General features: G+C 64.0%; 18 protein-coding genes and 1 pseudogene. 9 read left to right on the forward strand and 10 right to left on the reverse strand.

The features are described from left to right. Nucleotides 1-135: 135 nt before the first annotated feature. The 6 genes from B3873_RS15885 to B3873_RS15910 all read left to right on the forward strand — a co-directional run bounded on the left by B3873_RS15885 (nt 136) and on the right by B3873_RS15910 (nt 8,755). The gene (locus tag B3873_RS15885) at nt 136-1,890 is read left to right on the forward strand and encodes an OmpA family protein (RefSeq protein WP_286867237.1); all 1,755 of its coding nucleotides are present in this window, start codon (nt 136-138) and stop codon (nt 1,888-1,890) included. Between the two features lie 43 nt (nt 1,891-1,933). Then, the gene (locus B3873_RS15890; protein ID WP_286867238.1) at nt 1,934-3,520 is read left to right on the forward strand and encodes a hypothetical protein; all 1,587 of its coding nucleotides are present in this window, start codon (nt 1,934-1,936) and stop codon (nt 3,518-3,520) included. Then, nucleotides 3,517-4,359 carry a hypothetical protein gene (locus tag B3873_RS15895; RefSeq protein WP_286867239.1) on the forward strand — a complete coding sequence of 281 codons (843 nt, stop codon included), beginning with the start codon at nt 3,517-3,519 and terminating at the stop codon, nt 4,357-4,359. The genes B3873_RS15890 and B3873_RS15895 overlap by 4 nt, the downstream gene beginning before the upstream one ends. 115 nt (nt 4,360-4,474) lie before the next feature. Beyond that, on the forward strand, nt 4,475-5,149 hold the full coding sequence (locus tag B3873_RS15900) for a hypothetical protein (RefSeq protein WP_051156634.1): 675 nt from the start codon (nt 4,475-4,477) through the stop codon (nt 5,147-5,149). A gap of 175 nt (nt 5,150-5,324) precedes the next feature. After that, nucleotides 5,325-8,135: a valine--tRNA ligase gene (locus tag B3873_RS15905; RefSeq protein ID WP_286867240.1), complete on the forward strand. Its 2,811-nt coding sequence runs from the start codon at nt 5,325-5,327 to the stop codon at nt 8,133-8,135. A gap of 155 nt (nt 8,136-8,290) precedes the next feature. Continuing rightward, nucleotides 8,291-8,755, forward strand: a complete 465-nt coding sequence (locus B3873_RS15910) for a DUF2147 domain-containing protein (RefSeq protein ID WP_039789259.1) — start codon at nt 8,291-8,293, stop codon at nt 8,753-8,755. 10 nt (nt 8,756-8,765) lie between these two features. Here B3873_RS15910 and B3873_RS15915 read toward each other — a convergent pair whose 3' ends face one another. From B3873_RS15915 to ruvA, 4 genes are all read right to left on the reverse strand, one after another. Beyond that, nucleotides 8,766-9,221, reverse strand: a complete 456-nt coding sequence (locus tag B3873_RS15915; protein ID WP_034333361.1) for a YaiI/YqxD family protein — start codon at nt 9,219-9,221, stop codon at nt 8,766-8,768. A gap of 19 nt (nt 9,222-9,240) precedes the next feature. Further along, nucleotides 9,241-10,083 (reverse strand): 2-keto-4-pentenoate hydratase, encoded by an 843-nt coding sequence (locus tag B3873_RS15920; RefSeq protein ID WP_286867241.1) that lies wholly within the window; start codon nt 10,081-10,083, stop codon nt 9,241-9,243. A 180-nt stretch (nt 10,084-10,263) separates the two neighbouring features. Further along, nucleotides 10,264-11,319, reverse strand: a complete 1,056-nt coding sequence (gene ruvB / locus B3873_RS15925; RefSeq protein ID WP_209533683.1) for a Holliday junction branch migration DNA helicase RuvB — start codon at nt 11,317-11,319, stop codon at nt 10,264-10,266. A gap of 24 nt (nt 11,320-11,343) precedes the next feature. Further along, nucleotides 11,344-11,922, reverse strand: a complete 579-nt coding sequence (gene ruvA / locus B3873_RS15930; protein ID WP_034341563.1) for a Holliday junction branch migration protein RuvA — start codon at nt 11,920-11,922, stop codon at nt 11,344-11,346. A gap of 112 nt (nt 11,923-12,034) precedes the next feature. On the opposite strand from ruvA, the gene B3873_RS15935 reads away from it, so the two are divergent. Further along, nucleotides 12,035-12,976 carry a DUF808 domain-containing protein gene (locus tag B3873_RS15935; RefSeq protein WP_286867242.1) on the forward strand — a complete coding sequence of 314 codons (942 nt, stop codon included), beginning with the start codon at nt 12,035-12,037 and terminating at the stop codon, nt 12,974-12,976. Here the strand turns inward: B3873_RS15935 and ruvC are convergent. Genes ruvC through B3873_RS15960 form a run of 5 tightly spaced genes read right to left on the reverse strand, consistent with a single transcriptional unit; the run spans nt 12,973 to nt 16,942 of the window. Then, entirely contained in the window at nt 12,973-13,515 is a 543-nt protein-coding gene (gene ruvC, locus B3873_RS15940) for a crossover junction endodeoxyribonuclease RuvC (protein ID WP_034341567.1), read from the reverse strand. The two genes, B3873_RS15935 and ruvC, sit on opposite strands and share 4 nt — an antisense overlap. A 36-nt stretch (nt 13,516-13,551) precedes the next feature. Further along, complete coding sequence (locus tag B3873_RS15945) at nt 13,552-15,018, reverse strand: FAD-binding domain-containing protein (protein WP_286867244.1); 1,467 nt, start codon at nt 15,016-15,018, stop codon at nt 13,552-13,554. Nucleotide 15,019: 1 nt separating this feature from the next. Beyond that, complete coding sequence (locus tag B3873_RS15950; RefSeq protein ID WP_286867246.1) at nt 15,020-15,442, reverse strand: thiol-disulfide oxidoreductase DCC family protein; 423 nt, start codon at nt 15,440-15,442, stop codon at nt 15,020-15,022. Further along, nucleotides 15,429-16,754 carry an FAD-binding domain-containing protein gene (locus tag B3873_RS15955; RefSeq protein WP_286867247.1) on the reverse strand — a complete coding sequence of 442 codons (1,326 nt, stop codon included), beginning with the start codon at nt 16,752-16,754 and terminating at the stop codon, nt 15,429-15,431. The genes B3873_RS15950 and B3873_RS15955 overlap by 14 nt, the downstream gene beginning before the upstream one ends. Nucleotides 16,755-16,765: 11 nt before the next feature. Continuing rightward, nucleotides 16,766-16,942: a DUF2256 domain-containing protein gene (locus B3873_RS15960; RefSeq protein ID WP_084320263.1), complete on the reverse strand. Its 177-nt coding sequence runs from the start codon at nt 16,940-16,942 to the stop codon at nt 16,766-16,768. A 96-nt stretch (nt 16,943-17,038) separates the two neighbouring features. Between B3873_RS15960 and B3873_RS15965 the strand changes: the two genes are divergently transcribed. Then, on the forward strand, nt 17,039-18,058 hold the full coding sequence (locus B3873_RS15965; protein ID WP_084320261.1) for a MerR family transcriptional regulator: 1,020 nt from the start codon (nt 17,039-17,041) through the stop codon (nt 18,056-18,058). A gap of 34 nt (nt 18,059-18,092) precedes the next feature. Then, nucleotides 18,093-18,491, forward strand: a complete 399-nt coding sequence (locus B3873_RS15970; protein WP_209533687.1) for a DUF1493 family protein — start codon at nt 18,093-18,095, stop codon at nt 18,489-18,491. A gap of 101 nt (nt 18,492-18,592) precedes the next feature. On the opposite strand, the pseudogene purH reads toward B3873_RS15970, so the two are convergent. Beyond that, nucleotides 18,593-19,212 (reverse strand): annotated as a pseudogene (gene purH, locus B3873_RS15975) (bifunctional phosphoribosylaminoimidazolecarboxamide formyltransferase/IMP cyclohydrolase); the annotation flags it as partial.

Consider the following 19,212-nt stretch of genomic DNA (forward strand, 5'->3'; position numbering starts at 1 on the left):
ACAGGGGCTGGATACGCCGGCTGCCACCGCAACACCAGACGACGCGTCGCACCCGACCGGGTGCATGCTGGGGGGCATGCGCGACTGGCAAGAAGAAATACGGCGATCCCGCTGCGCCGTCAGCAAACAAGAAACATGACTCTGACACTTCGTCGCAAGACGCTGGTGGTGCGCACGCTCGTGGCGGCCATCGGTGCAAGTTTCGTCTCGGGCTGCGCGGTCGATCCGGCCACCGGCAAACCCTCCTTCAAGGAAACCTTCGCCAGCGATGATCCCTGCTCGCAAAACGCGCGCAACATCGGCATCGGCGTGGGCGTGCTGGCCGGCGCACTGCTGGGCCGCCAGGTCGGCGGCGACAACAAGGGGCTGCTGGTCGGTGCCGCACTGGGCGGCGTCATCGGCGGCCTGATCGGCAACGACATGGACAAGCGGCGCTGCGAGTTGTCCAAGATCGCGAAGCAGTATCAGCTCGACCTGCAGATCACGGCGCTGGACAACAAGGGCGAAGCGATCACCACCACCGACAGCGCCAAGGCCAAACAGGAGACGGCGGGATCGGTGGTCGAGATCCGTGATCCTGCCGGGGCCGGCGGCCACTTCGAAAGCAACTCCGATCAGCTCACAGCGCGTGCCCGCGATTACTTCACAGCGATTGCCGCCACTTACGACATACGCAAAAGCGCGGCCGAAATACAGGATCCCAACCTGCGCAAGCAATACCTGGAGAAGATGAGCCAGCGCAAGCTGCTGCTGGTCGGGCACACCGACGACACCGGCTCCTCGCGCCTGAATGCCGACCTCTCCGAGCGCCGTGCCCGCGCAGTGTCGCGCTTCATGCAGGAGCACGGCGTACCGGCGGCTTCCCTGTATTTCCAGGGTGCGGGCGAGTTCTATCCGATCGCCAGCAACGATACCGAAGACGGACGATCCAGTAATCGCCGCGTGGAAATCGTCGAGTTGAGCGACAAGGCCAGCTTCGACAACTATCTCGCCGCGCGTCGTCCGCGCGTGGAGTTCTATCGCCAGGAAAAGAGCGACGCACCGACCGTCGCGCAGTCCGGTGCAAGTACCGGAGTCACCGCTGCAGCCGCAACTCAAGGAGTGCCGCGCACGCGTGCGGCCACCAGCGCGAAGAACAACACGGCCAGGACTACCAGGAGTGCGGACGTCGTTGCCAAGGACAATCGCAACGACGGCAAAGGCGATGCGGTAGCCACTGCCCCTGCGCCGAAGACCTCTGCGTCTGCGCCTGCCGCGAACGCACCCGCCAGCGCATCCACCCGTAAAGCGGCGTTGCCCGACAGCGGCGACTGGATCGACTTTGGCGGCACACCGCTGATCGCCTCCAGCGACACGGCCGCCATCGGCAAGGTCGAGGGCAAGCGTCCCTTCTTCTCGCTGATCAGCCCGGCCTACGCCGATGAGCCGCCGGTACTGGCCGACTGCACGCGCGACCGGCCGCGCGCAGCCAATGGCGTCAAGTCATTGGCTGACGGCAAGGCCTATCGCACCAGCGAACACATCCCTGGACTGTATGGCAAGACCTGGACCGAGCAGGTCAACGGCCATCAGGTGGTGATCAACCGCATCGCCGTGCTGGCGGGCGACGGCACGCTGGCCAACCTGCCCGAGTTCAAGGTCTACAAGAACTACGATGCGGCGCGCCGCACGTCGGCCAAGGCCGATGTCCAGCTGCAGCCGGAGGTCAACACCTACCTGGGCAGCAAGGGCCTGCTGTATCGCATCTTCCTCAAGGGCCAGGGCGGCATGCAGTGCGCCGACATCGTCTTCGATGCCGGTGGTGGCAGCGCGGCCAGGGCTGGACGCCTGGTCTACCTGCGCGCCAACACGCCCTATGCGGCCGACTTCAAGCCCAGGATGTACCAGTAAGCCAGCACCGACAACCACAACACATCAACCGGGGAGCCCCTCAATGAAAGAATTCTTCGACACCTATCCACTGGCGGCCTGGAGCGTGGTGAGCGTTCTCATGGCAGCCGTCGTCATCATGACCCTGTGGGAGCAGGTCAAATGGTGGTGGTTCAACACCTGGGTCCGCTTCCCGCTGGTGGGCCGCATCGCCCGCCTATCGCGCGACCTCAACGAAGACTCCAGCCTGCCCGGCTGGCACAAGGGCGAAAGCACGCTGTGCCTGGAATACAAGAAATTCATCCACATCCAGGACGAGCATGACTTCAACGAAAAGGTCACCTATCTGACCAAGTCCGGCGACAACGGCCGCAAGGCCACGCCCAACTGGATCTGGCTGCTGACGATCTCGATGGTGTTCGTCGAAGCGATGGGTTTCTCCTACGTGCTGGCGGGCTACACGCTGCCGGGTGCCAGCGAGAACCTGCAGCAGACCGGGGCTTACGGTATCGCTTTTCTGATCTCGGTGATCCTGGTCGCCTTCACCCACCTGGCCGGACATGAGCTGTACAAGTCCGAGCGCGTCAACCTGGCGCGCCGCCAGTGGAACGAGGCAGGCCGCAAGCAGGAACTCTTCACCGGCACCATTCCGCTGGCCCGCCCGCAATCCAGCGACGACCACAAGCCCACCTTCACCCAGCTGTGCAACCGCGTGGGCTCGCACCCCAGCTACAAGATCACGGTGCTGACCGTGATCTTCGTGCTGCTGGTGGCCAGCCTGGCGACCTACGTCCGCGGCCAGGTGCTGGAGCGCGAGCTGGAAGCACGCGTGACCCTCAGCAGCAATCAGGCCGGCAATGTGGCACGCTCCGCAGCGGGCAGCCTGGACATGTCCGCTACCAATGTGCGACTGCCGGCCGACGATGATGCCGCCAACCGCGCCGCCGACCGCAAGGCCGTCAGCGACGAGGCCGACATCGACCGTCACGGCGGCTGGGCGACCTTCATCGTGCTGGCGTTCGTGTTCGTGTTCCTGCAGATCCTGGGCGTCATCTTCGGCTATCGCTGGGGCTTTGCCGGCGAGAACAGTGCCGAAGCCTATCGCGACATCGGCAGCGGCCGCTATTCCAGCTACAGCGCCGTGCGTGAACACTATCGCCGCATCGCCGACACCGCCCAGGCCAGCCTGGCCACGCTGCAGCAGAAAATGATGATGCACAACAGCACGCATGGCACGTCCGGCCAGCACCTGAGCAAGACCTTCCGCGACTTCATGCAGCAGACCCGCCTGGCCGATGCCGCCGAACGCCAGAGCGAACGCGACTTTGCGCAGACGGTCGCGGCCCAGCAGGCGACGCCCTTGCACGTTCCCGCCCACCCTGCGGCAGCGGCCGCCCCGGTGGCTGCACCGGCCGTGGTGGCAGTGGCTGCAGTGGTGCAAGCCCCTGCCGCCCCCGCTGGCACCGACAGCCTGCCGGACGTGATGGCGCGCCTGGATGCGCTCGGTGAAGACAAGGAAGCCAAGAAGAAGCTGATGGCGCAATTGCCCGAGGCACTCAACATGGCCGTGCGGGAGGAACTCAAGCGCCGCAAGGACGAGCGCGAACGCAAGGCACGCGAGGCTGATGCCGAACTGGAGGATCTGCTGTGAGGAACTGGTCTGCCCTCGTCCTGGCCGCCAGCCTGCTGGGCGGCAACGCCTGGGCTGGTGCCATCGATGCCATCCCGACCTGCTACGACAACAAGCTGGTGGGGACGGCCCCGGCTGTCGTGGAGTCCGAACTGTTCGTGGTCATCGACCAGACCACCCTGCTCGATGGCGGTCTGAAACAGTCAGTGGCCGACAACCTGAAGCCTTTCCTGGCAGCGGGCAACGCATTCCAGATCATCACCTTCTCCGCCTATACCCAGGGCCATTACACGGAAGTGCTGGCCTCCGGCAAGCTGGATGCGCCGATGGAGGCCAGCCGCCGCAATGATGTCTCCAAGACTGCGCTGGCCAAGTTCGACCAGTGCTTGGCGCGCCAGCCCCAGCTGGCGGCGCAGGTCGCCGGCGGGGCCTTGCGCGCTGCCTTCGATGGCACCAGCGGCGAGATCGCCAAGTCCGACGTGCTGGCCAGCCTCAAGTCAATTGCCGAACTGAGCCGCAAGTCCAAGGCGCGCAACCGCATCGTGCTGCTAGTCTCGGACATGCTGGAGAATTCCTCGGTGTCCAGTTTCTACGCCGACCGCGGCCACAGCGTGCGCAAGATCGACCCGGCCAAGGAAATGCAACTGGCCGAACAGAATCAGCTGCTGGGCGACTTCGGCGGGGCGCGCGTGTATGTGATCGGTGCCGGGCTGCTGTCCGAGGATGGCAAGAAGAGCAAGAGCTATCGCGATCCCAAGACCATGCAGGCGCTGGCCGGTTTCTGGAAGACCTATCTGGAAAAGTCCGGTGCCCAGCTGGTGGAGTTCGGCCAGCCGGCGCTGCTGAGCCCGATTCGTTGAGCTAGCCAACGATACAAGCTCGTCAGTTGCCCTAACCTGAAGGTATAGTACGGCTCGCCATATTTTCTTATATTGCGAGAAAATCAACCTCAATAATCCAAGAATCAGGGGAATCATGAATCAACTCCAGATGTTCAAAGCCGGCATCCTGCTTGCCGTTTCCATCGTACTGACCGGTTGCGCTACCAGTCGCAGCGAGATCAAGCTGAGCGAACCATCAAGCGCCGCTGCCACCAAGGCCGCAGTGGCCTCCAAGAACAAGACGGTATTGCTGCGGGAAGTCTTCGATGAACGCGTCTTCGAAGATGCCCCCTCGTCGCCGAGCACTCCTTCGCTGGGCTTCGAGGGCTCTGCAAAAAGCACCGCCGAGATCAAGGCGCGGGCGATCGGTCGCAAGCGCAACGGCTTCGGCAAGGCGCTGGGCGATGTGCTGCTGGAAAATGGCATGACGGTGAGCCAGGTGATGCGCAAGAACATCACCACCAGCTTGCAAGAGGCCGGCTTCAAGGTGGCGGCCAATGCTGCTGACGCAGGCGAGGCCCCCATCGTCATCGATGCCCATGTGAAGAAGTTCTGGGCCTGGTTCACCCCTGGTTTCTGGGCCGTCAGCGTGGGAACGCAGATCTCGACTGATCTGGTGGTGCAGAACAAGAACATGCCCATCGTGATCAACATCGAAACATCGGAAAACCATATGGCGGTCACCGAAGGCGTCTGGATCGAGGACATCGACAAGGCGCTCGTGAAGTACCGTTCCGAAGCCACCGGCCGATTCATGGACATGAACTGAACCACAGCAGCTGCTGCAGCTGGTCGAGCAACTAAACAACGGGAGTCTCAGGACTCCCGTTTTGTTTCCGCAAAGAAAATGGTTGCCCGTCAGCGCCCCGGCCAACGCTGCGCTTGGCCGGTTTGGCGCGCCGTTCCCTTATAATGGATGGTTTCGCAAAAACACACGTCAAATCATGGAATTAGCCAAGTCGTTCGAGCCCGCCGAGATTGAGAAATTCTGGCGCGAGGAGTGGGAAAAGCGCGGTTACTTCGCCGCCACCACCGACGCGGAGAAGCCCTCGTTTTCCATCCAGCTGCCGCCGCCCAATGTGACCGGCACCCTGCACATGGGTCACGCGTTCAACCAGACCATCATGGATGGCCTGACGCGCTACCACCGCATGCGCGGCTACAACACCGCCTGGATCCCCGGCACAGACCACGCCGGCATCGCCACCCAGATCGTGGTGGAACGCCAGCTGGATGCGCAGAAGGTCTCGCGCCACGACCTGGGCCGTGAAAAATTCGTCGAGAAGGTGTGGGAGTGGAAGGAGAAATCCGGCTCCACCATCACCGGCCAGATGCGCCGCATGGGCGCCTCCACCGACTGGGCCCGTGAATACTTCACGATGGACCCGAAGATGTCCAAGGCCGTCACCGAAGTCTTCGTGCGCCTCTACGAGCAGGGCCTGATCTACCGTGGCAAGCGCCTGGTGAACTGGGACCCGGTGCTGGGCACCGCCGTCTCCGACCTGGAAGTGGTGTCGGAAGAAGAAGACGGCTCCATGTGGCACATCAAGTACCCGCTGGCCGATGGCAGCGGCCACATCGTGGTGGCCACCACCCGTCCGGAAACCATGCTGGGCGACGTCGCCGTGGCCGTGGACCCGACCGACGAGCGCTACGCCGCGCTGGTGGGCAAGATGATCAAGCTGCCGCTGGTGGGCCGCGAGATCCCCATCATCCAGGATGAATACGTCGACAAGGAATTCGGCACCGGCTGCGTGAAGATCACCCCGGCGCATGACTTCAACGACTACCAGGTGGGCGCACGCCACAACCTGGAAATGATCAGCGTCTTCACGCTCAAGGCCACCATCAACGAGAACTCGCCGGAGAAGTACCAGGGCCTGGACCGCTTCGAGGCGCGCAAGCAGATCGTGGCCGACCTGGACGCGCTGGGCCTCTTGGAACTGGTCAAGCCGCACAAGCTGATGGTGCCGCGTGGCGACCGTACCGGCGTGGTGATCGAGCCGATGCTGACCGACCAGTGGTTCGTCGCCATGAGCAAGCCGGCGCCGGAAGGGACCTTCTTCCCCGGCAAGTCGATTGCCGAAACGGCGCTGGAAAAGGTCTCCTCGGGCGAGATCAAGTTCGTCCCCGAGAACTGGACCAACACCTACAACCAGTGGCTCAACAACATCCAGGACTGGTGTATCTCACGCCAACTGTGGTGGGGCCATCAGATCCCGGCCTGGTACGACGAGGATGGCGGCATCTACGTCGCCCGCACCGAAGAAGAAGCGAAGAAGCAAGCCGGCGGCAAGGCCGTCAAGCGCGATGAAGATGTGCTCGACACCTGGTTCTCTTCCGCGCTGGTGCCCTTCTCCACCCTGGGCTGGCCGGAAGAAACGCCGGACTACAAGCTGTTCCTGCCGTCGTCGGTGCTGGTGACGGGTTTCGACATCATCTTCTTCTGGGTGGCGCGCATGGTCATGATGACCACGCACTTCACCGGCAAGGTGCCTTTCGATACCGTCTACGTTCACGGCCTGGTGCGCGATGCGTCTGGCCAGAAGATGTCCAAGTCCAAGGGCAACACCCTGGACCCGATCGACCTGATCGATGGCATCGGCGTGGATGAACTGGTGGCCAAGCGCACCGTCGGCCTGATGAATCCCAAGCAGGCGGCCAGTATCGAGAAGGCTACCCGCAAGGAATTTGCGGACGGCATTCCGGCCTTCGGCACCGATGCGCTGCGCTTCACCTTCGCCTCGCTGGCGACCCTGGGCCGCAACATCAACTTCGACCTGAACCGCTGCGAAGGCTATCGCAACTTCTGCAACAAGCTGTGGAACGCCACCCGCTTCGTGCTGATGAATACCGAAGGCCAGGACTGCGGTTTCGACGGCCACGAGAAGGGTGTCTGCGACAAGGAAAAGCTGCAGTTCTCCAAGGCTGACCGCTGGATCGTGTCGCTGCTGCAGCGTACCGAGGCCGAAGTCGAAAAGGGCTTTGCCGACTACCGCTTCGACAACATCGCCACCGCCATCTACAAGTTCGTCTGGGACGAGTACTGCGACTGGTACCTGGAAATGGCCAAGGCCCAGATCCAGAGCGGCAATGAAGCGCAACAGCGCGCCACCCGCCGCACCCTGCTGCGCGTGCTGGAAAGCGTGCTGCGCCTGGCCCATCCTGTGCTGCCCTTCATCACCGAGCAGCTGTGGCAAAGCGTGGCCCCGCTGACCGATCGCAAGCCGGATCCGGCGGGCGATTCCATCATGCGCCAGGCCTATCCGCGTCCCGACCTGGAAAAGATCGATACCGATGCCGAAGCCTGGGTCGCCCAGTTCAAGGCCTACACCGATGCCTGCCGCAACCTGCGCGGCGAGATGCAACTGGCGCCGTCGCTGCGCGTGCCGCTGATCGTGGAAGCCGCCGATGCGGCGGCCGTGGAATCCTTCCTGCCTTACCTGCAAGGGCTGGTGCGCCTGTCGGAAGCCACGGTCGTGCCGCAGCTGCCGGAGTCACCGGCACCGGTGGCCATCGTCGGCGAAGTCAAGCTGATGCTGAAGGTGGAAATCGATGTGGCCGCCGAACGTGAACGCCTGGGCAAGGAAGTCACTCGCCTGACCGGCGAGATCGCCAAGGCCAATGGCAAGCTGTCCAATGAAAGCTTCGTGGCCCGTGCGCCCGAAGCCGTGGTGGCGCAGGAGAAGGAGCGTGTCGCCAACTTCAGTGCTACGCTGGAAAAGGTGAAGGAACAACTGGCCAAGCTGAAGTAAGCGCGCCTGTTTCTTCATAAAGCCGTCGTCCCTTGCAGGGCGACGGCTTTTGTTTTTTCTGCTTGCCTTGCGGCGCGGGCTTGTCTAGACTGGATCGAAAAAATTAGAACAATCGTGCTTTTTTATGGCATTCGACTTGATAACAGGAGACCAGCATGAACCGTATTTCCTCCCCTTCCCGCCTGGCCACGCTGTCGCTGCTGGCCGCCACTTTGCTGGCCAGTGCTGCCGCCTGGGCCGATGGCTCGCCGGTGGGCTTGTGGAAGAGCATCGATGACGCCACCGGCAAGCCCAAGGCGCTCATCCGCATCAGCGAGAACAATGGCGAACTGAGCGGCAAGATCGAGAAGCTGTTCCGTGCGCCGGAAGAAGACCAGAACCCTGTCTGCCAGAAGTGTGAAGGCGAGCTCAAGGACAAGCCGGTCATCGGCATGACCATCCTGTCGGGCCTGAAGAAGGACGGCGAGGAGTACAACGGCGGTCAGATCATCGATCCGGCCAATGGCAAGGTCTACAAGAGCAAGCTGACGGTGGTCGACGACGGGCAAAAGCTCAATGTGCGCGGTTATGTCGGCATGCCCATGCTGGGCCGCACCCAGACCTGGCTGCGGGAGCAGTAACGCCGGCGCGTCAGGCCGGACGTGAAGCTTTGAGCACGTAACGGTCCAGCTCGCGGGCGAAGGCGCGGCCGTCGCTGGCGCTGAAGGCGGCCGGGCCGCCGGTCTCGACGCCGCTGCTGCGCAGCTCTTCCATGAAATTGCGGGTGCTGAGGTGATGGCCGATGTTCTGCGCCGTATAGAGCTCGCCGCGCGGATTGAGCGCCAGCGCGCCCTTGGCCACCACGTCGGCGGCCAGCGGAATGTCGGCGGTGATGACCAGGTCGCCGGGTTCACACTGGCGGGCGATTTCCTTGTCGGCCACGTCGAAGCCGGCCGGCACCACCATGGATTTGATGTAACGCGAAGGCGGTGTGCGCAAGGGGCGGTTGGCCACCAGCGTCACGATGATCGTGGTGCGGTCGGCCACCCGGAACAGCATGTCCTTGATGACACCCGGACAGGCATCGGCATCCACCCAGATCGCCATCAGTGCGCGTTCGCCTGCGTCAGACGAAGGACACGGTCAGGCCCGGCAGGGTCACGCCCGAGAAAGCCGTGGTCCAGGTCTGGCCGGGTTCGATGGGACAGGCGTCGGTCCACGTCCCGGTGCTGATGATCTCGCCGGCCTGCAGCTGGCGGAAGCGGGTCTGCTTCTGCAGCAGCTGGTGCAGGTGCCACAGGGCGTGCAGGGGGCTGTCCATCTCGTCATTGCAGAAGCCGGCGGCACGCAGCACGCTGGACGACTCCGTGTTGCAGGACAGGGATACGCTGGCGCTGGCCAGGATCTGCGGCAGGTGGTGTTTGGTTGCCGAAGACAGCACGTGCGGCTCGCCCACGATCAGGGTGCCATGTAACCCGAAGGCAGCAATTGAATCGGCTACCGTGAATTCCCAGTTGGGGAAGGGACAGACCACGATTTCGAAGCCATGCGCCATCCACTCCAGGCAATCGGCCAGCTCCAGCAGCGATGCGCCGGGGGCCGGGGTCTTGCCGAGCTTGAAGACGATCTCGGGTTCGATACGCGGCTGCACGGCCCCGGTCAGCGATTGCGCGCCGTAGTTGTCGTCGGCGAAGCGGACCGTGGCGTCGTACATCGGTGCCCAGGTTGGAATGCGCGCTTCATCGATGATGCCGTAGCGCTCCCAGTTCTTGCGCACCACAAAGCCGATCTTGCGGCCGATAGGATGCTCGCCTTGGGCAACGCGGATATTGCGGATGTTGTGGGCGATTTCGTAGGCGTCTTCGACCGACAGCGGCTCGGACTCGGAAATGCGCGGGATGATGCGGGACTGAGCGCGGGCATCCAGCAACTGATGCGCGTAGCGGAGGGCTTGGCTCGACATTAGCATGGAGGGCTCACATCGAAAGATAGTGAATAGCTATCCATTGTCGATGACGATTAATTTTTGCACAAGCAAAAACTCGCTTTTATACGAGATCTGACGAAAATTTCATCAGATTGACCTGCTCCGCGTCATGCTGTTTTTCAGTGGCTGCAACAGTCCTGTCCAGCTTGAGAATGGCAGAGCTCATGCGCCCCAGAGTTCACCGTTCGGGCCGGTTTGCGGCGCAGTCACGCCGAAATGCTGATAGGCCAGGCCCGTGGCGATGCGCCCGCGCGGGGTGCGCTGCAGGTAGCCTTGCTGGATCAGGTAGGGCTCCAGCACGTCTTCGATGGTGTCGCGTTCTTCACCGATGGCCGCCGCCAGGTTGTCCAGCCCGACCGGGCCGCCGCCGAACTTGAAGAGCACGGCCTCCAGCAGCTTGCGGTCCATCAGGTCGAAGCCGACCGGGTCCACGTCCAGCATCACCAGGGCGGCATCGGCCATCTCGCGGGTGATGCGGCCCTCCCCCTTGACCTCGGCATAGTCGCGCACGCGGCGCAGCAGGCGGTTGGCAATACGCGGGGTGCCCCGGCTGCGGCGGGCGATTTCCAGCGCGCCTTCCTCGACGATGGGCGCATTGAGCAAGCCGGCGCTGCGCGTGACGATGCGGGCCAGCTCGGGCGGGGTGTAGAACTCCAGCCGGGCGACGATGCCGAAACGGTCGCGCAGCGGATTGGTCAGCATGCCGGCGCGGGTAGTGGCACCGACCAGCGTGAAAGGCTGCAGGTCCAGGCGCACCGAACGGGCGGCCGGGCCTTCGCCGATCATGATGTCGATCTGATAATCCTCCAGCGCCGGGTAGAGGATTTCCTCCACCACCGGCGACATGCGGTGGATCTCGTCGATGAAGAGCACGTCATTGGCTTCGAGATTGGTCAGCAGCGCGGCCAGGTCGCCGGCGCGCTCCAGCACGGGGCCCGAGGTCTGGCGCAGGTTCACGCCCATCTCGCGGGCGATGATGTGGGCCATGGTGGTCTTGCCCAGGCCGGGCGGGCCAAACAGCAGGGTGTGGTCGAGCGGCTCGCCGCGCTTGCGGGCAGCCGAGATGAAGATTTCGAGCTGGGATCGCACCTTTTCCTGGCCGACATATTCGTCCAGTTGCTTGGGCCGCAGGGCGCGCTCGACGGCTTCCTCGTTGGCCGAGGCCGGGGTGGCGGAGATGATGCGCTGTTCGGAGAAATCGTCGGTCTGGATGCTCATGCTCTAATCCTTGTCTGGCCGGGCTCAGCCCTTGGAGAGCGCCTTCAGGGCCAGCTTGATGCCGTCCGAGACGCTGCTGTCCTTGGGCACCTGCTTCATGGCCAGGGTCGCTTCCTTGTCCGAATAGCCCAGCGCCAGCAGGGCATTGAGGATGTCGGCGGAGGCGTCGCTGTGGACCACGCCGGCCACCGCGCCAAGATCGGCACCGAGCTTACCCTTCAGTTCCAGCAGCAGGCGTTCGGCGGTCTTCTTGCCGATGCCGGGCACGCGGGTCAGACGGCCGGCTTCCTGCAGGGTCACGGCCTGGGCCAGGTCGGCCACCGACATGCCGGAGAGGATGGACAGCGCCGTGCGCGCGCCCACGCCGGAAATCTTGATGAGCTCCTTGAACGTATTGCGTTCTTCGGCGGTCCCAAACCCGAACAGGATGTGCGCATCCTCGCGGATGGCCAGATGGGTCAGCAGCGTGACCTTCTCGCCCAGGCCCGGCAGGTTGTAGTAGGTGCTCATGGGCACGGCCACTTCGTAACCGACGCCCTGGCAGTCGACCAGCAGGTTCGGGGGGATTTTTTCTAGAAGAATTCCGGAGAGGCGACCGATCATGGCGTCAGGGATGTGCGTGGGAGGCAGCTTCTGTGATAATCCCGCGATGATACAGCACTGTTCGGATAAACAGTATCCAAGCCACCCTCAGAGATGAAGACAAAGGAAAAACATGGCCGGTAGCGCCTTCTTCGCATTGATTGACGACATCGCCACCGTGCTCGATGACGTTTCCCTGATGACCAAGGTGGCCGCCAAGAAGACGGCCGGCGTGCTGGGCGACGACCTGGCCCTCAATGCCCAGCAGGTCGCGGGCGTGCGCGCCGAACGGGAATTGCCTGTGGTCTGGGCGGTCGCCAAGGGTTCGTTGAAGAACAAGGCCATCCTGGTACCGGCGGCGCTGGCCATCAGTGCCTTCATCCCCTGGGCGGTGACGCCGCTGCTGATGCTGGGGGGCGCTTTCCTCTGCTTTGAGGGCTTCGAGAAACTGGCCCACAAGTATCTTCCGCACGATGACGAGCATCATGAAATCGCGGCCAAGGCGGCGGAGGACGTCGATCCGCTGGTCTACGAGCAGGAAAAGATCAAGGATGCCGTGCGCACCGACTTCATCCTCTCGGCCGAGATCATCGCCATCACCCTGGGTACCGTCGCAGGTGCGCCCCTGCAGCAGCAGATCACGGTACTGGTGGGCATTGCCCTGATCATGACGGCGGGCGTGTATGGGCTGGTGGCCGGTATCGTCAAGCTCGATGACGGCGGCCTCTATCTGGTGCAGCATGCGGGCGCGAGCGCCTGGGGACGCTTCAAGGCCGGTATCGGCCGGGCAGTCCTGGCGGCCGCACCGAAGATGATGCGCAGTCTGTCGGTGATCGGGACGATTGCCATGTTCATGGTCGGCGGCGGCATCCTGACCCACGGCCTGCCCTTCGCGCATCACGCCATCGACGCGGCGGCGCAAGCAGTGGAGGCTATCGCGGTCGTCGGACCGATCCTCGGGGCGATCACCCCGGCGGTCTTGAATGCCCTCTTCGGCGTGGTCGCAGGGGCAGTGGTGCTGGTGGTGGTGAAGCTGGCGCAGCGCGTGCTGTCGCTCTTCAAGAAAAAAAGCTAACCGACCAGACGCCCGCCGCGCATGCGGATGCCCTTGCGCGCCAGCGCCGGGGCCAGCGCGCCGAGGTCCGACAAGACCCCTCCCCCATGCGCATGGCAGATCGCCACGCCCAGCGCATCGGCGGCGTCGGTGCCCGGCAGGCCGGGCAGCTTCAGCAGCCGCGCCACCATCTCCTGCACCTGCGCCTTCTGGGCGCGTCCGTGGCCGGCTACGGCCTGCTTGACCTGCAAGGCGGTGTATTCGGCTACCGCCAGGTCGGCTGCCACCAGCGCGCAAATGGCCGCGCCGCGCGCCTGCCCCAGCAGCAGGGTGGATTGCGGATTGACGTTGACGAACACTTTTTCGATGGCCGCGCAGTCCGGTGCATACGACTTCACCACTTCGCCGACACTGGCCAGGATCACCTTCAGGCGTGAAGGCAGGTCGCCATCCGGCGTCTTGATGGTGCCGGAAGCGATATAGGAGAGCGTGTTGCCCTGCTTGTGGATGACCCCGAAACCGGTGGTGCGCAAGCCAGGGTCGATACCGAGGATTTTCATGCCCGCCAGTCTAACCGATCAGGCGGGCATCCCGCGTCAGAACAAGACGCCCTGCCCCGGATCCGGCATTTTCTGGCGCGTGCGGCGCTGGGTGGTCGAGGGCAGGCCGCTTTTGCGCGAGCCGTGCTTGTCCTGGATGGCATCGGCTTCCGCCCGCGCGGTACTGCTGCTGCGCTGGCCGTAGAGAGCATCCTTGGCCTGCTTGAGAGCCGTCTTCTCGTCCACGATGGGGTCGGGATAAGCCGCCGTGCCGAGTTCCGGCACCCAGCGCCGCACGTACTCGCCCAGCGGATCATGATCGCGCGCCTGCTTGGCCGGCGAATAGATGCGCAGGGTGTTGATGCCGGTGGTGCCGGATTGCATCTGCATCTGGCTCCAGTGGATGCCCGGTTCGAAATCCAGGAACTGCCGCGCCAAAAACAGCCCCGGCGCACGCCAGTGCAACCACAGGTGATAGGCGGCAAAGCTGACCAGCATGGCGCGCATGCGGAAGTTGAGCCAGCCGGTGGCGCACAGCTGGCGCATGCAGGCATCGATCATGGGATAGCCGGTACGGCCTTCGCACCAGGCATCGAAACGCGCCTGCGCCTCCGCACCCCACGGACCGCCATCGCCCGGACGCAAGCCATCCAGCGAACGCGCCACATTGCGCCATTCGATATCGGGCTGGTCTTCCAGCTTCTGCATGAAGTGGCAATGCCAGCGCAGGCGACTGGAGAATCCGCGCAGGCCATAGGCCAGCGCGCGGTCGGCCGTGTGTTCGATGGCCAGCTCGGTAGCCTGGTGCACGCTGCGCATGGAAATGGTACCGAAGGCCAGATGCGCGCTGAGCCGGCTGCAGGCGTCGGGTGCGGTCAGCGGACTGGACATGCCGCGCCGGTAATCGCGCCCGCCGCCGCCGAGGAAGGCGCGCAGCGTATCCCACGCTGCCGCCTCGCCGGCGGGCGGTTGCAGGCGCACCTCGGGCAAACCCAGTGCGGTCAATGTGGGCAGCTTGTCGGGCTGCATCCCTTGCGGCGCACGAAAGCCGCCAGGATTGGCAATCTGCACCGCCTCCATGCGCTGCACCCAGCGCGCGGCCCAGCCATCGCGGCTGCGCAGGCGGCGCACCACGCCGGTTTGTGGAAACTCCTGCCACTGCACGCTCTGGATGCGGCTCCAGCGGTTCACCGAAATATCGCGGGCATAGCTCCAGGCAGGGCCGGTTTCTTCGTGGCTGAAGAGATGGGTCACGCCCCATTCGCGACGCAGAGATTCCAATACCTGCACCGCCTCACCAATGCGCAGAAGCAAAGGCAGGCCGCGTTGCTTCAATTCGATCTGCAAGGGGGCGAGGGAACGCAACAGGAAATCCACATGACGCGGATCGCATTCAAAACTCTGCAGCCATGCAGGCTCGATGATGAAGACAGCAAACGCACGCTCACACCGCGCCGCCTCGGCCAGCGCCGCGTGATCGCGCAAGCGCAGGTCGCGCTTGAACCAGACCAGGCCGACGCTCATGTCAGCCTCGGTCCTGACGGCGTTCGAGCCGCACCACCAGCCGTTGCACGGCCGGACGCACGCGCAGGAAGCCGCGATAGCTGCGCTCCATCAGCCACAGCATGCCGGGCAGACGCGCCAGCCGGGCCAGCCAGCGCCATCCCGGCAAGGTGGCCCACAACTGCACGAAGGCTTCGGCACCGCTGAAGACCACGCCATCAGCGCGACGCACATGGAAGCGCGCCAGCAACTGCTCGCGCGTCATGCCCGCAGGAAGCTCTGTGGCGGGCACATCCGTGCGGCTGATATCGCAAAAGCGCAGCGGGGCATCCTCCGCGCCGCGCTGGTACACGCCGATCTCGCGCCGGCACAGCGGACAGGCACCGTCATACAGCACGGTAATCTCTTCCTGTGGCGGACGAGGGTCAGGGTCAGGCTCCGCCATCGCGCCGCTCCTTGCGCTCGGTGCGCGCCAACAGCTCGGCGGCGCTCTGCAGGCCTTGCGTGCTGCGACGCCACCACTGGGTGAACAGGTCGCTGGGCTTGTCCACCACCGGGAACAGTTCCGGTGCTGCCACGCATTGCGCCCACAGCGGCAGCCAGGGGGCCAGATGCGGATCGGCCACACAGCGAACGCTGCGGGCAGTCTTGAGGGCACGGCCGACAGTGGCGGCGTCGCCGTGCCAGCACAGCGAGGTCAGCTCGCGCATGCGCGTACCGACGAACTCCCAACGGCGCTGGTCCCACGGCCAGAGCAGATGGAAGTCAGACAGATACAGTCCCACCACTATGGTGTCAGCCGGCAGATCGGCGGGCAACTCGCCCAGGCTCCACGGATGGACCAGCCAGACATCGCGTCCGGCCACGGCTTGCGCCTCCGGGGTCAAACTGCCCAAATGTTCAGGTGGCACCGGCAGCAGGGCCGGCTCCTTGCAGCGTTCCCGCGCGCGCTGGGCGGGTTCGGCGGCCACCGGGTCGGGATTGAGGGCGATTTCGCCCAACACTTCATATGAGGTGTCTACCACCGTGCCTGGGCTGTGCCACTCGGCCGGGGCGTACTTGGCCACGTTCTCGGCATTGAACAGATAAGGCTTGTGGCTGCCGGTCCCGGCCACCCACTGCCAGCTCAGATGATTGCTGGCCAGGTCGCCATCCAGCAGATGGCCGACCATCCAGTCCGCCCCCGCACGCCAATGCACCTTGCGCAGATGCACCACATAGCTGGCCAGCCACATGCGCGCATGGTTGTGCAGGGTGCCGGTGGCATACAGAGTGCGCACGGCCTGGTCGATCACCGGCAGGCCGGTGGCAGCTTCGCGGATATCGGCCGGCAGTTCGCGCGCATAGGCCGACTCCGGCAGCGGGCCGGCGTGCAGTGAATCGAAGATGCGCGCCCCGCGCCTGGCCCACACGTAGCGATAGAAGGCACGCCAGCCCAGCTCATAGACGAACTTGTGCTGCACATCCAGCGTCTGGCGGCTGCACACGCCCGCCAGCACCTCGCGCAGGCTGACGAAGCCGTGCGTGAGATACGGCGACAAGCCCGTCACGGCACCGTCAAGACTGTTGCGGGTGCGGGCATAAGCACCGGGACGCACGGCGGCGATGCGCTCGCGCGCGGCGGCCAGGGTCGGCAGCAAGGGCAGCAGCGCCAGCGGTCGTGGTGCAGGAACCGCAGCGACAGCAGCAGGGGCGGCGGGTGCGTCTTCCGGGGAAGGGGTATCCAGCACCAGGTCGAATTGATGTTTGCGATACATGGCTCGACTCCTCAAAGGCCAGGGTGGGCGCGCTTGCGGCGGCAGGCTTCGGAACAGTATTTGACCTCGTCCCAGTTCTTGGCCCAGGCGCGCCGCCAGGTCATGGGCAGGCCGCACACGGCGCAGGGCTTGCTGGGCAAGTGCGCCTTGTTGCCGCGATGTCCGGTGACTTGGCTTTTCTGTTTCATGACTCAGGATTGTACTGAATAAATGCGTCACACTTGACTCATGACGCCAAATTAGCGTCTATAATCTGTGTCAAACATGATTCACCGGAGCCCATCATGAGCCTTGCGCAATCGACCTCTTCCCCGGCCCTTGCGGCCGACAAACCTGCTGGCGAAGCCTTGCGCCGCACTGGCGCGGTGGCGCGCATGCTGCGCATGCCGGTGGCCACGCTGCGGGTGTGGGAGCGCCGCTATGCGCTGACCCAGGGCCAGCTGTCACCGAGCGGCCAGCGCCTGTATTCGGAAGCCGATGTGCGGCGCCTGGCGCTGATCCGGCAGTTGACCGAACTGGGCCACGCCATCGGCAGCCTGGCCGGACTGGATATGGATCAGCTGCAGCAAGTGGCGGCCACCCACGCGGAACTGCACGCAGCGCGCCCGACGCCACCGGAAGCGGTGCAGGGTCAATGGCGGCTGGCCGTGATCGGCTCCACCCTGGCGCAGCGCCTGGACAAACCCGGCCTGCTGCAGCGCCTGGGCCGTCCGCTGCAGTTGCTGGGCCCGTTCGAGAGCATCGAACAGGCCGCCATGGCCTTGAAGCGGGAAGAAGTGGATGCCCTGCTGCTGCACGAGCCGCAGTTGCACGCCGGCTGGCTGGGCGCGCTGGAGAGTTCGGCCCCGGCGCTGAGCGGGCTGCCGATGGCGGTGCTGTATGGATTTGCCAGCGAAGCGGTGTGCGAGACGCTGGCGGCGGTCGGCATCAGCCTGCTGCGCGCGCCGCAGCCAGATGTGGTGATCCTGCAATGGCTGCGCGGCCTGGCGGCGCTGTCTTCACCGGCGCGCGACGAAGAGGCAGGCGACAAGGCCCTGCCGCCGCGCCGCTGGGATGACAATGAGTTGATCGCCTTTGCCAACCAGTCCACCACGGTGGCCTGCGAGTGCCCGCGCCACGTGGCGGAATTGCTGATGCAGCTGTCGCAGTTCGAGCGCTACAGCGCGCAATGCGCCAACCGCAACGTGGCTGACGCACAATTGCATCAATATCTGCAGCAACTGACCTCGGAATCGCGGCAGCGGTTTGAGGCGGCCTTGACGCGCATTGCCATCCATGAAGGGATGATCAGCGAGAACAGCTGAAGCCGGCCGGCCGCATAACGACAACGCACTCGATATGAACGATCTGACGTGGGAATACGTTGAAGCGTGGATTCGCCAGAAACACGGAACCAGCCCCACAAAGGCGCTGGGAAGAGCCACCACGCTGACCGGAGACATGCACCTCACCGGCGATGAAGCCGCTGACTTCATTGATCGCTACTTCGCGGCGTTTTCCATCGATCCTGGGGACTATCGTTTCGATCGATATTTCCTCGGCGAGGGATTCAATCTCATCGAGGTGATCCACATGGCTTTGTCCAAGAAAAAGCGGGCCAAGTATGAGCGGACCCCGCTGACCTTGGGGATGCTCTACCAGGCGGCATTGGATGGGAAATGGAATTGTGCTCGACTCGAAGCACTTGGAACAGATCCAGAATACGACACACCGCCGGATGCCGGTCAATCGGGATAAGCGCCACCGGCAGGTCCATGCGCAGCCTTGCTGCTACAAGAGTGTTCACCACGAAAAACGCCCGGCATGAAGCCGGGCGTTTTCGTTGGATCTGGCAGCGATCAGTGACGGAAGTGACGGGTCCCCGTCAGCAGCATGACAACATCGCGCTCATTGGCTGCATCGATGACTTCCTGGTCGCGCATGGAGCCACCCGGGTGGATGACGCAGGTGGCACCGGCATCGACCACCACATCGAGGCCATCGCGGAACGGGAAGAAGGCATCCGACGCCACGGCCGAACCGGCCAGGGTCAGGCCGGCATTCTGCGCCTTGATGGAGGCGATGCGCGCGGAATCGATACGGCTCATCTGGCCGGCACCGACGCCCAAGGTCATGCCATTGCCGCAGAAGACGATGGCATTGGACTTGACGAACTTGGCCACGCGCCAGGCGAACATCAGGTCCTGCAATTGCTGCTGGGTCGGCTGCTTCTTGCTGACCACCTTCACATCGGCCAGCAGCACGTTCTTGGCGTCCGGCGACTGCACCAGCAGGCCACCGCCGACGCGCTTGAAATCGTAGCCATTCAGACCGGTGCCCAGCGGGATTTCCAGCAGGCGCACGTTCTGCTTGGCAGCGAAGATCTGCTTGGCTTCAGCGCTGAAGGACGGGGCGATCAGCACTTCCAGGAATTGCTTGGCCACGGCTTCGGCCGCTGCCGCGTCCACTTCGCGGTTGA

The organism is Herbaspirillum sp. UBA812 (genome assembly GCF_002296545.1).
Taxonomy (GTDB): domain Bacteria; phylum Pseudomonadota; class Gammaproteobacteria; order Burkholderiales; family Burkholderiaceae_D; genus Herbaspirillum; species Herbaspirillum huttiense.